This window comes from Luteibacter anthropi, assembly GCF_023699965.1.
Lineage (GTDB): Bacteria > Pseudomonadota > Gammaproteobacteria > Xanthomonadales > Rhodanobacteraceae > Luteibacter > Luteibacter anthropi.
In genome coordinates this window covers 2,430,229-2,443,421 of sequence record NZ_CP077072.1, presented here as the reverse complement: position 1 = coordinate 2,443,421, position 13,193 = coordinate 2,430,229, and the positions used below count along the sequence as shown (strand labels likewise).

The window sequence follows — 13,193 nt, the reverse complement described above, 5'->3', positions numbered from 1 at the left end:
TGAACGGCCGGCCGTCCTGCGAAACGGTAGCGAGAGTTGCCACGACACGGTTGCGAAGAAACGCGCCTGGCAGCCCTCTTTGGCGCACTAGCCGGCCATTTCTGCCGCTTGGGTCCGCGCCCGGCCGGCAGTGATCGTGCTGCCGATCGACGCGGCCACGATAAAGCCGATGGCGATCCATTGACTGGCGGAAAGGTGCTCTCCCAGGAGGAGCAGGGCAAGCAGGGAGGCAACGGCGGGCTCAAGGCTCACCATCACCCCGAAGGTTTCGCTGGGCAGGCGCTTCAGCGCCGCCATCTCCAGCGTCATCGGAATGGCGCTGGACACAATCGCCACGCCGACACCGGCCACAAGAATGTACGGATCGAGCAGACTGCCACTGGCGTGCATGACCCCATACGGCACGACCACGAGGCTCGCCACCACCAGGCCGAGGGAGACGGAGTGACCTGCATGCAGGTGCCCTGTCCGCTTGCCGAAAAGGATATAGAGCGCCCAGCAGACCGCGGCACCCATGGCGCAAAGCACGCCGGTACGATCCAGCGCGCTGTCATGAGTGAGTGGCAGCAGCATCAGCAGGCCGGCAATGGCACAGGCCAGCCATATGAAATCCACCGCGCGACGGGACGACAACATCGCCACCGCCAGCGGGCCGCTGAACTCGATGGCCACGGCGATGCCGAATGGAATCGTCCGCAGTGCCATGTAAAAGAGCAGGTTCATCACGCCCAGCGTGAAACCGTAACGGGCAATCGAGATCGCGTCGCGACGGGTGAGCGGCCAGCGCCACGGACGCCAGAACAGCAGCAGCACCACGGCCGAGAAACCCACGCGCATGGCCGACGTGCCTTCGGCACCGACCAGTGGGAAAAGCTTCTTGGCGAACGAGGTGCCGATGCACAACGAGGTGATCGAGCCCAGGACGGCCAGCGCCGGAAGCCAGGTGGAAGTGCGTAGCGTGTTCATCATGAACCTGTGGGGACCTGCCTCGATAGGCGCGGTCGCGGGGAAGCGCCGGCCGGGAACCGCGAAGATGAAGCCTCGGTACCTCAATGCGCAAGCATTCCGGTCAAGCCTGCTGACAATATAGACTAATGGTCTTCATAAGACATATAGTCTCCACCGACGACTTCGGTATCTCCCCCATGACGACACTCCCCGACTTCAGCCTCGAAACCTATTTTTCGCGCTGGGAATTCGCCGCGCGCTACCACCTCACGGCCTCCGATGCGCAGTCCATGAGCCTGGCGGAACTGCTTGACCTGGCGACGCCGGACGACCGGGAGGCTTTCGAACGGCTGCATCTGGGCTACACGCAGACCTATGGCGCACCCGCCCTGCGCGAGGAGATCGCCAGCCTCTACGCCGACCGCCTCCCCGGGGACATCCTCTGCTTCGCGGGCGCGGAAGAAGGCATCTACATCGCCATGCGCGTCCTGCTGGAACCGGGTGACCATGCCATCGTGGTCACCCCCAACTACCAATCGGCGGAAACGGTGCCGCTCGCGATCTGCGAAGTGACCGGCGTAGCGCTCGATCCCGACGACCACTGGTCGCTCGATATCGACCGTGTCGCTGCGGCTATCCGGCCCAACACACGGCTGGTGTCGATCAACTTTCCGCACAATCCCACGGGCAAGATCCTCGAACGGGAGCGTTTCGATGCACTGGTCGAGCTGTGTCGCAAGCATGGCCTGTGGCTTTTCAGCGACGAGGTCTACCGACCGCTGGGGCCCACGGGCACGATCCACCTGCCCGCGGCGGTGGATGTCTACGAACGCGGGCTGTCGCTGGGGGTGATGTCGAAAGCCTATGGGCTGCCGGGGCTGCGCATCGGCTGGATCGCGTGCCGCGATCGTGACCTGCTGCAACGCATGGAGCGTTACAAGCATTATCTTTCAATCTGCAATGCCGGGCCCTCGGAGCAGCTGGCGCTGATTGCCCTCAAGGCGCGGGAGACGATCCTGTCGCGCATCCGCACGTTGCTCGATGCCAATCTCGTCCACCTGGACAGGTTCTTCGCCCGCTGGGCGGATCGCTTCGAGTGGTATCGCCCCGATGGCGGCTGCATCGCATATCCACGTTATCTGGGTAGCGAAGGGGTGGATGCGTTCGCGGCGAAGCTGGTGGAGACCTCCGGCGTCCTGCTGCTGCCGGCAACCCACTATGCCTCCGCCCTGCTGCCAACTCCCACCGACCGCTTCCGTATCGGCTACGGCCGCGCGGACTGCGCCGAAGCCCTGGCCGCCCTCGACACCTATCTACACCTGTAGGAGCGCGCCTCGCGCGCGACCGGTTCTCGCGATGACAGGCATCTCGCCTCAACCGGTCGCGCGCAAGGCGCGCTCCTACAGGGAGGGTCAGGCCATCGAGTTCAGTTCACCCAGCACATCGTCGGGCAACACCATATCCACCGCCGCCAGGTTCTCCCGCAGGTGCCCCACCGACGATGTACCCGGAATCAGCAGCAGATTGGGCGAGCGGTGCAGCAGCCACGCCAACGCCACCTGCATCGGCGTCGCTTCCAGGCGCTTCGCCACGTTCGACAACGTTTCGGACTGCAACGGCGAGAACCCACCCAGCGGGAAGTACGGCACGTAGGCGATACCCAGCTCGTGCAAGGTATCGATCAACGACTCATCATCCCGCTCCACGAGGTTGTACTGGTTCTGCACGCAGACCACTGGCGCGATGGAGCGCGCTTCCTGCACCTGCGCCAGCGTGGCATTGCTTACGCCCAGATGCCGGATGAGTCCCTTGCGCTGCAACTCGGCCAGCGCCGTGAACTGCTTTTCGATGGAGCCTTCGCTGGGCTTGTGGATATCGCCCATGATGCGCAGGTTCACCACGTCGAGCACGTCGACACCGAGGTTGCGCAGGTTGTCGTGGACGCCCTGCTCCAGCTGCGCTGGTTCCTGCGCCGGAAGCCACGAGGCATCGTCACCACGTACGGCACCAAGCTTGGTGACGATGGTGAGGTTGTCCGGATAAGGACCCAGGGCTTCGCGAATGAGGCGGTTGGTGACATGCGGGCCATAGAAATCGCTGGTATCGATATGGTCGACGCCGGCGGCAACGGCCTCGCGCAGCACCGCCAGGGCACCCGCGTGATCCTTCGGCGGCCCGAACACCCCTGGACCCGCCAGCTGCATGGCGCCATAGCCCATGCGCTTCACCTGACGGCCGCCCAGCGACCAGGTACCTGCTTTGTTGAGATCGGTCATGACTCGCTCCGGTATGAGTGGACGGAGCGAAAGATAGGTATTGACCACTCCCCCGATAATCCGGTCGAATCGGCACGGGCTGTACGGAATCCCGAACAATGAACGCCGATCCGCAAGACCTGCTCGCCTTCCTCGCCGTGGTCCGCGCCGGTGGCTTCCGCGAGGCCGCGCGCTCTACCGACACCTCCGCCTCCCGGCTCAGTGAGGCGGTACGCCGACTCGAAACCCGGCTGGGCGTGCGGCTGCTCAACCGCACGACGCGCAGCGTGGCGCCCACCGAAGTCGGCGCACGCCTGGTCGAGCGGCTGACGCCGGCACTCAACGAGGTAGAAGCCGCCCTCGACGTCGTGAACCTCTATCGCGACCGACCGGCGGGAACCCTGAAACTCAACGTTCCCGCCAACGTGTCACGCACGGTACTGGGCCCGATCCTCGTGCCCTTCCTGCGGATGTATCCCGATATCCGCGTCGAGGTGGTCGTGGAAGACAGCTTCGTCGACCTGATGGCCGCCGGATGCGACGCAGGCATCCGCTATGACGAACGGCTGGAGCAGGACATGATCGCCCTGCCGATCGGTCCGCGCACGCAATGTCTGATGGCGGCCGCCGCACCTTCGTATCTGGCGGTGCACGGTACGCCCAGGCACCCAGGCGACCTGCTGCACCATGCCTGCCTGCGCGGGCAGTTCTCTGGTGGCGCGATGCCGCCATGGGAGTTCGAACGCGACGGGGAAATCCTGCGTGTCGATCCGAAGGGGCCGCTGGTCGTTCGCCAGGGTGCCGCGTTCGACCTCGCGGTGCATGCCGCCGTCGAGGGACTGGGCATCATCCGCCTGTTCGAGGACTGGCTGAAGCCTTACCTGGACAGCGGCGCGCTGGTGCCCGTGCTCATGGACTGGTGCCAGGTTTTCAGCGGGCCGTTTCTCTATTACCCCGGCCGCAACCACCTGCCTTCACCTTTGCGCGCCTTCGTCGACTTCGTAAGAGCCACCCCTTCCCTGTAGGAGCGCGCCTTGCGCGCGACCGGTTATCACGATGACCAACATTCTCGCCTCGACCGGTCGCGCGCAAGGCGCGCTCCTACAGGGGTTTTCGCTTTGACAGGGCGCGGCTCAGGGTATCGAAGATCTTCTTCTCCGACGACTGCGCCACGTTGAAACGAAGGAAATTACCCGCGCTCAGCGACTGACTGAATGCGTTGCCCGGCGCCAGCACCACGCCTTCGCGAAGACACGCGCGCGCAAGATCACCCGCATCGCGCCCTTCCGGCAGGCGACACCACAGGAACATCCCCGCCTGCGGCACCAGCCACGGCTCGATATCGAGCGGACGCAGCCGGGCAATGGTGCGCTCACGCGCTTCGGCGAGGCGGTGGCGGATCGACTCCATGTGCTTGCGATAACCGCTGTCGGTAAGCGCCATCAACAGGATGTCGGAGGCCAGACGACCCCCACCAAACGTGGTCGCGAGCTTCAGGTCGATCAGGCTGTCGATCCAGTCGGCCCGGGCCGCAATGCAGCCACAGCGTAGCGACGCCGAAATCGTCTTGGAGAAACTGCCGATCAGGATCACCCGCGACAACCCGTCGAAGGCCGCCAGCCGTGGCGCATGCGTGGTCTCGAAATCCGCGAAGATATCGTCCTCGACGATCACCATGTCCGCGCGCTCGGCCAGCTTCAGCACGCGATGCGCCGTGACGGGGGAGAGCACGGCGCCCGTGGGGTTATGCAGCCCTGAATTGGTGATGTAGACGCGCGGCGAGTGCTCCTGCAACACCGCTTCGAATACGTCGATGTCCGGACCTGTCGCCGTATACGGCACACCGATGACATTCACCCGATGCGCCTTCAGCAGCGCATGGAAATTGAAGTAGCACGGATCGTCCACCACTACGGTATCGCCCGGTTCCAGCAGGAACCGGCATACCAGGTCGATGGAATGCGTACCCGACTCGGTGAGCATCAGTTGCTCGGGCGAGGCATCGACGCCAGTGGCCGCGATACGCCTGGACAGCAACTGGCGCAGCTCGGCCGGCCCCAGCGGCGATGCGTAATCGGTAAGCATCGGCGTATCGGCACGCGCGGCCGCACGCAGGGCACGACGCATGCCCTCTTCGTACATCCAAGAGGACGGCAGCCAGCCGCAGCCGGGTTTCAGTACATCCGCACCGGTCTCCAGCGCCTGCCGCGACATCCACAGCGGATCGATCTCACGATCGAGCCGCGGCCCGATATCCGCCAGCGACAACGGCGCGGCCGCACCCGTGACATAGAACCCCGAACCCGGCCGCGACGCGATCACACCTTCGCTGGCCAGCCGCTCGTAAGCCTCGACTACCGTGGACACGGACAGCTCCATGGCCTTGGCCTGCGCCCTCACCGAGGGCAGCCGCGTGCCGGGCCCATAGGTGCGCGAAGCAATGCCCGCACGCACTGCCGTCACCACCGCCTCGATCCGGGTATCTCCACGCCTCATGACACTTCTCCGAAACTGTACTGCCATTGATACCAAACAGTTTCCTCCAATTGTACTCAACCGTGCCTTGGGAAGCGCCGCTGCGAGTGGTCCACTGGACACTACTCAAAGGAGCAGGTCATGGAAAAGTCCACTAGCGGATGGCTCAACGGCATGATGGGCGTGGCCATCTTCGCCGGCTCGATGCCCGCCACCCGCGCCGCCGTGGTCGAGCTCGACCCGTATTTCGTCACCGCGGGCCGCGCCACGATTGCCGCCCTGCTGGCGCTTTGCCTGCTGATGGGCTTGCGCGAGCGCCGCCCGGGCCGCCGCGATCTCTCTTCACTGGCCATCGTGAGCGTGGGCGTCGTGCTGGGCTTTCCCCTGCTGACCTCGCTGGCGCTGCAACACATCTCGGCCGCCCATTCGCTGGTGTTCCTGGGCCTGTTGCCGCTGTGCACGGCCTTGTTCGGCGCGCTGCGTGGCGGCGAGCGCCCGCGTCCCGCGTTCTGGCTGTTCTCCATTGCCGGTGCTGCCTGCGTGGTGGGCTACGCCCTACGCGATGGTGTGGCCTCGTCGCTTCAGGGCGACCTGCTGATGCTGCTGGCCGTGGTCGTCTGTGGCATGGGCTATGCCGAAGGCGGCAGCCTGTCGCGCAAGCTCGGCGGCTGGCAGGTGATCAGCTGGGCGCTGGTGTTGGCCCTGCCCGTGATGCTGCCGATGTTCGTCCTCACCCTGCCCGCCTCCCCCGGCAGCGTGTCCTCATCGGCATGGATCGGCCTGGCCTACATCTCCGTCTTCAGCATGCTGATCGGCTTCATCTTCTGGTATCGCGGCCTCGCGCAAGGCGGCATCGCGGCGGTAGGCCAGCTGCAATTGCTGCAACCATTCCTCGGCCTCGGCCTCGCGGCACTGCTGCTGCACGAAACCGTAAGCTGGGCGATGCTTGTGGTTACGCTTGGCGCTGTCGTCTGCGTGACTGGTGCGCGGCGCTTTGCGAGATAACCCGTTCACACGCTTCCCGGTTCGCTCAGCCGCCTAACAGGCGCCGGGTCATCAACGATGTCATGTCTCGGCGACCATCCACGATCAGATAGATAACGACCCGGTTTTCGTGGACGCGATAGATCCCCCGGTACGGCTTGAAGGTGGTCTGGCGATATTCCTTGATACCGAGTGCCAGGAGTTCTTTGGGATGGCTACCACCCTCTGGAAACCGGGCGAGTTGCTCTACCGCCGTCATCAACTGATCCAGGACGTAGTTGGCATTCGCTACACAGTCGAATTCCGCGATGTAGTCGTGAATCGATTCCAGGTCCTGTTCCGCACCCTGGCTCAGCAGGACGTCGTAAGAGCCTCGTCGAGCCGGCATCAGTCCGCGACACGCTTCGCACGCAGACGTGCCACCACATCTGCCACTGGCTTGACCTTGCCGGCGACCACTTCCTGGTTACCCAGAGCGAGGACCTTCAGCAGGGCCAGGACCTCCTGCGTTTCCTCGAAAGAAGCCACGTCCTGAATAACGGCCTTGGCTTCGCCATTCTGGGTGATCACCAGCGGTTCGCGCTGCTCCGCCAACTGGGCCAGAACCTCGGCTGCATTGGCTTTGAGGTAGCTGATCGGCTTCACCTGAGACGAGTAGCGCATGGGTAGACCCCGGACTGATATGGACTTAATTTAGTCCTTTAATAGTCCTTCATCAAGTCGACACCGCCCGTGCCCAGGCACGCAAAGGGCCCTCCCGGCAGGGAAAGCCCTTTCGTACAAGCTACGGCCCATCGACGACCGGCAACCCTATCGCGCTTGCCTGATCTCCCGAACGCAGCACAGTCACCGTCGCCGGGCGGTAATCCTCCGCCTTCGCATTGAAGATGTTCGGCACGAAGGTCTGTGGATTGCGGTCGTAAAGCGGGAACAAGGTGGACTGCACCTGCACCATGATCCGGTGTCCCGGCTGGAACACATGGTTCACGTTGGGCAGTTCGAACCGGTAGCGCTGCGGCTGGTTGGCCGGAATCGCCGCAGGGTGTTCGAAACTCTCCCTGTACCGCCCGCGGAAGATATCCAGCGCGATAGGCAGTTCGTACCCGCCCATCGTCGGGTCGGAAGGCACCTGCGGTGGGTACACGTCGATCAGCTTCACGATGACATCGCCATCGGTGCCCGTCGTGATCATATGCATGTCCGCCACGGGAGTGCCCTGCACCCGTACCGGTGATTTAAGTACCGGTGTCTCGTATACCAGCACATCCGTACGGCCATCGACGAAGCGCTGGTCGGTCACCAGCCACTTGCTCCAGGGCACATAGCCCGCGTACGTCGATCCATAGCCAAAAAACGGATCGAGCACGGGGCGCGGCAGGAAAGGCACGGGTCGTGCCGGATCGCTGACATAGCTGTCACCGGCCTGCGCTTCCGTAGGCGCCGTAAACGACAGGCTGCGATCTTTGCCCAGGTACAGCGGTTTCAACCCCACAGCACAGCCCTTGTCGCACGCGACCGGCCAGTCCGGGAAATGATCCCAATGGCTTTCGCCCGTGTTGTACACGGAGACATGCGCCAGCTTCGCCGTTGCACCGCCCCGCAGATACTGGTTGAGAAACGGCAGCACCATGTCGCGGTTGTACTCAAGCGCGGTATCGCCCGACCACTTCAACGGCCCCAGCGTATAACCGATGCCATTGACCTGGCTGTGCGACCACGGCCCCAGCACCAGCCAGTTGTTGGACGCATGCCCTGCGGCCTTCAATGCAAGCCACGCATGGTTCGCGCCCCACATGTCTTCCTGGTCGTAGAGGCCCTGCTCCCACAGCGTGGGCACCGACGAGGGATGGGCCGCCAACAGGCGGGCGAGATCCTGCCCCTGCCAGAAGGCGTCATAGGCAGGATGCTCCATCATGCGACTGACGAAGGGCAGTTTGTCGAGGCCACGACTGCGGATGTAATCGCCCGTGGAGCCTGCGCGCAGGTATTCGTCGTATTTGTCGAAGGTGTCGCTGGGCGTGACCACGCCCGGCCCTTGCTGCACCGTCTGCATGTGTACGTAGCCGAGCATCATGTTGCGGAAGGCACCGTAGTGGAACCAGTCATCGCCCATGTAGGCATCGATGACGGGGCTCTCCGGCACCGCCGCCTTCAGCGCCGGATGCGGGTCGAGCAGGGCCATCGCCACGGTGAAGCCTTCGTACGACGAGCCGATCATGCCCACGTTGCCGTTCGATTCCGGCACATGTTTCACCAGCCAGTCGATGGTGTCCCAGGCGTCGGTGACGTGATCTACCTTCGTCGGGTTCAGCGGCCCACGCACGGGCCGCATCATTACGTACCTGCCCTCGGAGCCGTACTTGCCGCGCACATCCTGGTAAACACGGATATAGCCCGCTTTCACGTATACCGCATCGCTGTGCGTCAACGCGGAAAGCATGGTCGAGGCCTTCTCGTTGCCCGTGCGTTCCTCGGCGTTGTATGGCGTACGGGTGAGCAGGATGGGCGCATCGTGCGCCCCCTTGGGCAGCATGATGATCGTCTGCAGCTTCACCCCATCGCGCATGGGGATCATCACCACGCGCTTGACGAAATCCTGCCCGCCGGGGATCACGTCCTCGAAGGTCTTCGGTATGTCATTGGTCCCCACCAGCCCCTGCGGTGGCGGATCGGCCGGCGCCGCCGTGGCCATGACTGGCACGATTGCGGCAAGGAAACACAGCAAACGCACTTTCCCCTGAGTCATCCCCATACACTCATCCTGTGGTTGCGGAAGCGACCGAATCGGTCAGCGAACGATTTAGCCATGGGTCGCGGGCAGGCGACAGCTAAAAACGCTAATGGGTCCCATAAGTTGCCGTTAACCGTGGGCATCATCGGCGGTGGTGACGTCCCCCATCCCCCATAAGTCATCTTTATCTGCCCATGCCGCCCGACTTAAGAATGGCTAATCCCTCCCCCGACGCGTCCCCGCGCAAGGTGATGCCCATGGGCGTCCGACTCGACATCGCGCTGTTGCGTAACTTCGTCGCCATCGCCGATGCCACGGCGATGAGCCGCGCCGCCGAGCATGTCGGTCGCACGCAGGCCGCCCTCAGCCAGCAGCTGAAGAAGCTGGAACAGGCGGTGCAGCAGCCGCTGATGATCCGTACCGGACGCGGCGTGGTGCTCACCACGCATGGCGAGCGACTTCTGGCCCACGCGTACAAGATCCTCCGTGTCCACGACGATGCCGTGGCCGAACTCACCGGCGATGCACTTTCAGGGCGGCTACGCTTCGGCTGCCCCGACGACTACGCGCGCATCTTCCTTCCCGGCCTGCTGCAAAGCTTCGCCCGCCAGCATCCCCAGGTATTCATCGAAGTGGTGTGCGCACCGACACCGCGCCTGCTGGAACGCCTGAAAGACCAGTCGCTGGATATCGCCATCGTGTCGCAGCCGGACAGCCCCGAGCGCGAACAATTCCTGCGCTGCGAGCCTTTCGTGTGGGTGGGAGGCAAGGGTAGCGAGGCGTTCCGGCTGGACCCGCTGCAACTGGCACTCTCGGACCCCGATGCGCTGGACCACATCGCGGCCACGACCAGCCTGGAGCGTGAGGGACGCAGCTATCGCGTTGCCTATGCCAGCGGCAGCGTGGCCGGCCTGACGGCCGTGGTGCGCTCGGGGCAGGCCATCACCGTGATGACGCTGACCGGCGTACCGCCGGACTTGCAGGTGCTGCCGCCTTCCAGCGGACTACCGCCGCTTCCCTCGGTGGGCATTACCGTGCAGACGGCAGGAAGTCATCATTCCCGCCTGCTGGAATGCTTTGAGGAACACATACGCGATGTACTTCCCGCGCTCTGATGCTTGCATGCGAAAAGATCGCGTGTAAAAACACAACGAAAGCCAAATAGCCTGCGCTTTTCGCAGGAATTCGCTTCAACGCCAGGCCGCCACGGCCGTTCCTGGAGGTGCCTCGCCATGCGTCTCTTCACAGGAAACCCCCCGATGTACCGCAATGTCCCGCTGATCCTCGCGATCGGCCTGCTGGCCTTCATCACCAGCAACCCCGCCAGCGCCAGGAAAAGCCATCGCGAGGAAGCCCAGCGCGCCATCTCCTCAGCCACCTGCTTCGACCCGTCCGACGCCCGCGACATTCCTCTATGGCGGGGCCGGGCACCGGGCGCCGTGGGTGATGATGCCTGCCGCGACATCCCCTTCGTGCGCGAGTACGTTCCCGCCGACGGCGAAACCGCGGATCAGCCCGCCATCCTCATCATTCCGGGTGGCGGCTACGATCACCTGACCGATGCCAGGGAGCAGGAGCCCGTCGCCCAGCACTTCGCAGACGCGTACCACGTCAAGGCCTTCGTGCTTTATTACCGCCTGGTGCAGGACAACGGCACCTACCGCTATCCCGTCCCCATGTGGGATGGCCGCCGCGCCCTCAACCTGCTGCGCCACGATGCCGGTCGCCTGGGCATTGACCCCGAACGCATCGGCCTGTTCGGCTTCTCCGCCGGCGGGCATCTCGCCAGCACGCTCGCCCTGCACCCTGCCTCGGACTTCGACATGCCCGTGCATGACGCCATCGACGCGGTGAATGCCCGCCCCTATTTTCTGGGCCTGGGGTATCCGGTGATCTCGATGCTGCCCTCGCAGTACGCCTCGCCGAACTCGCTCAAGCACCTGCTCAATGGATACAGCGGTGGCGAACTGGATCGCCTTGAGCATGAGCTGTCCAGTCAGGACCACGTCACGTCGGCTACGCCTCCGGTGTTTCTCTTCGAGAGCATGGACGACCAGCGCATCAGCGCGCAGAACAGCGTGATGTTCGCCAATGCCTTGCAGGCGGCCGGTGTGCAGGCGGATGCGCATCTGTTCCGCCATGGCGAGCACGGTGCCGGCCTTGCCGAAGGCATCCCGGAAGAAGAAGCGTGGCCCGATATGTTCGGCCACTGGCTCGCTGCGCGTGGTTTTATCGGCACAGCGGCACAACCCGACGATACCCGCCACCACAGGCGCCACGAAGACCGATAAAGCACCAGTCCCCTCACGTCGTTCCTGCGAATGCAGGAACCTAGCGCAGTGAGACAGGTTGTCGCGAAAACTCCACCTAAAAGAGCCGATGAAGCCAACGATGCTTCCTGGCAAACCGAGGCGCTGGGTTCCAGCTTTCGCTGGAACGACGAGCTGCTAGCTTTCGCACCATGCTGCAAGCTCCCGCACCAGGCTGCTAGCTTCCGCACCATGCTGCAAGCTTCCTTACGGTGCGCTGCAAGCCCCCTCACGTCGTTCCTGCGTACGCAGGAACCCAGCGCGATGCAATCGGTTTCAACCCCACGCCCCATCGGCTTCCTCTCTGGAAAAGAAAGCGCCGGTCTCCCGGGGCTTTTTCATGCATCCATCATTAAACCCGAGGCATGTTCTTCGTCACGCAATGTATCCCACCACCACCCGAAGCAATCGGATCAATATTCACCTGCACCACCTCCCGCCCCGGATACAACGAAGCAAGCAGCGTCCAGCAATACCGGTCCGCCTTCCCGTCCCCGAACTGCGGCGCAATCACCGCACCATTGATCGGAAGGAAATTGATATACCCCGCCGCAAACGTCGAATCATCCTCGGAGAATTCGCTATCCCGGATCTCCAGCGGCGGCGGCAACGCATGCACCTCCAGCCGCTTGCCATCGGCATCCGTCGCTGACTTGAGTATCTGCAAATGCTTCCGGGTGACATCGTAGTCATACGACTCCGGATCGTTGTCCAGATTGGCAATCACCACGCCCGGCCGCACAAACCGTGCATAGAAATCCACATGCGCATCGGTGATGTCCTCATCCCGGATGCCCGGCAACCAGATGATCTTCCGCAACCCAAGCCGCGCTTTCAGCTCCGCCTCGATCTGCGCGCGGCTCATGCCCGGGTTGCGATTGGGATTCAACCAGCAGCTCTCCGTCATGATCGCCGTGCCATGCCCATCAACCTCGATGCCACCACCCTCGCCAGTCACGAGGCTGCGCATGTAGTCCACTTTCAACTCATGGCTTAGTGCGCCTGCAACCTGCGCATCCCGCGCATGCTTCTGCTTGCCGCCCCAGCCGTTGAAGTTGAAGTCCACCAGACCAAGATCGCCATCGGCATTCCGGACGAAACAACCGCCGTAGTCGCGTATCCAGATATCGTCCACCGGCATCGGTAGATAATCGATATTTCCCGACCCGCATTCCTCGCGGGCATCGTCCTCCTGGTCTTCACGGCAAAGCACAGTCACTGGCTGGTATCGCGCAATGGTTCGCGCCAGCAACGCCACCGTGCTGTTGACATCCTCGGCGAAATCTTTCCACACCGAACGCGACGCCGCATAGGCAAGGAATACCCGCTCCTGCGGAAGGTGCTCATCGGGCATCCACCATTTTCCGGATGCCGTCGCTGCATTAACGCGCAGCCCATGGGAAACCAGCAACCCGGCACCAGCGGCCAGGGAAGCCTTCTTAATAAAATCTCTGCGCGTAGACATGGCGATATCTCGTGATGACCCGTGCG

Annotated in this window: 12 protein-coding genes; 5 read left to right on the top strand and 7 right to left on the bottom strand. The window is 63.4% G+C overall.

The features are described 5' to 3' along the window. Window positions 1-87 precede the first annotated feature (87 nt). Complete coding sequence (locus tag KR767_RS10720; RefSeq protein ID WP_166947931.1) at window positions 88-966, bottom strand: EamA family transporter; 879 nt, start codon at window positions 964-966, stop codon at window positions 88-90. A 179-nt stretch (window positions 967-1,145) separates the two neighbouring features. On the opposite strand from KR767_RS10720, the gene KR767_RS10715 reads away from it, so the two are divergent. Then, complete coding sequence (locus KR767_RS10715) at window positions 1,146-2,273, top strand: aminotransferase class I/II-fold pyridoxal phosphate-dependent enzyme (RefSeq protein ID WP_250879100.1); 1,128 nt, start codon at window positions 1,146-1,148, stop codon at window positions 2,271-2,273. Between the two features lie 87 nt (window positions 2,274-2,360). Here the strand turns inward: KR767_RS10715 and KR767_RS10710 are convergent, their stop codons facing one another. Then, window positions 2,361-3,224, bottom strand: a complete 864-nt coding sequence (locus KR767_RS10710; RefSeq protein ID WP_250879099.1) for an aldo/keto reductase family oxidoreductase — start codon at window positions 3,222-3,224, stop codon at window positions 2,361-2,363. A gap of 119 nt (window positions 3,225-3,343) precedes the next feature. Here KR767_RS10710 and KR767_RS10705 point away from each other — a divergent pair, with 119 nt between their 5' ends. Next, on the top strand, window positions 3,344-4,228 hold the full coding sequence (locus tag KR767_RS10705) for a LysR family transcriptional regulator (protein WP_250879149.1): 885 nt from the start codon (window positions 3,344-3,346) through the stop codon (window positions 4,226-4,228). Window positions 4,229-4,304: 76 nt separating this feature from the next. On the opposite strand, the gene KR767_RS10700 is transcribed toward KR767_RS10705, so the two are convergent. After that, complete coding sequence (locus tag KR767_RS10700; RefSeq protein ID WP_250879098.1) at window positions 4,305-5,699, bottom strand: aminotransferase-like domain-containing protein; 1,395 nt, start codon at window positions 5,697-5,699, stop codon at window positions 4,305-4,307. 120 nt (window positions 5,700-5,819) lie between these two features. On the opposite strand from KR767_RS10700, the gene KR767_RS10695 reads away from it, so the two are divergent. Then, window positions 5,820-6,683 (top strand): DMT family transporter, encoded by an 864-nt coding sequence (locus tag KR767_RS10695; RefSeq protein WP_250879097.1) that lies wholly within the window; start codon window positions 5,820-5,822, stop codon window positions 6,681-6,683. Window positions 6,684-6,708: 25 nt separating this feature from the next. Here the strand turns inward: KR767_RS10695 and KR767_RS10690 are convergent, their stop codons facing one another. The 3 genes from KR767_RS10690 to KR767_RS10680 all read right to left on the bottom strand — a co-directional run bounded on the left by KR767_RS10690 (window position 6,709) and on the right by KR767_RS10680 (window position 9,408). Continuing rightward, a complete protein-coding gene (locus tag KR767_RS10690) occupies window positions 6,709-7,050 on the bottom strand; it encodes a type II toxin-antitoxin system RelE/ParE family toxin (RefSeq protein WP_250879096.1) in 342 nt (113 codons plus the stop codon). Further along, window positions 7,050-7,325, bottom strand: coding sequence for a type II toxin-antitoxin system Phd/YefM family antitoxin (locus tag KR767_RS10685; RefSeq protein WP_166947382.1), 276 nt, complete (start codon window positions 7,323-7,325; stop codon window positions 7,050-7,052). Before KR767_RS10685 ends, KR767_RS10690 begins: the two co-directional genes overlap by 1 nt. Window positions 7,326-7,446: 121 nt before the next feature. After that, window positions 7,447-9,408, bottom strand: a complete 1,962-nt coding sequence (locus tag KR767_RS10680) for a CocE/NonD family hydrolase (RefSeq protein ID WP_250879095.1) — start codon at window positions 9,406-9,408, stop codon at window positions 7,447-7,449. Window positions 9,409-9,650: 242 nt separating this feature from the next. Between KR767_RS10680 and KR767_RS10675 the strand changes: the two genes are divergently transcribed. Both KR767_RS10675 and KR767_RS10670 read left to right on the top strand, forming a co-directional pair. Next, the gene (locus tag KR767_RS10675; RefSeq protein WP_250879094.1) at window positions 9,651-10,508 is read left to right on the top strand and encodes a LysR substrate-binding domain-containing protein; all 858 of its coding nucleotides are present in this window, start codon (window positions 9,651-9,653) and stop codon (window positions 10,506-10,508) included. A gap of 144 nt (window positions 10,509-10,652) precedes the next feature. Next, a complete protein-coding gene (locus KR767_RS10670; protein WP_250879093.1) occupies window positions 10,653-11,684 on the top strand; it encodes an alpha/beta hydrolase in 1,032 nt (343 codons plus the stop codon). A 370-nt stretch (window positions 11,685-12,054) separates the two neighbouring features. Here the strand turns inward: KR767_RS10670 and KR767_RS10665 are convergent, their stop codons facing one another. Continuing rightward, window positions 12,055-13,167, bottom strand: coding sequence for an agmatine deiminase family protein (locus KR767_RS10665; RefSeq protein WP_250879092.1), 1,113 nt, complete (start codon window positions 13,165-13,167; stop codon window positions 12,055-12,057). Between the last annotated feature and the right edge of the window lie 26 nt (window positions 13,168-13,193).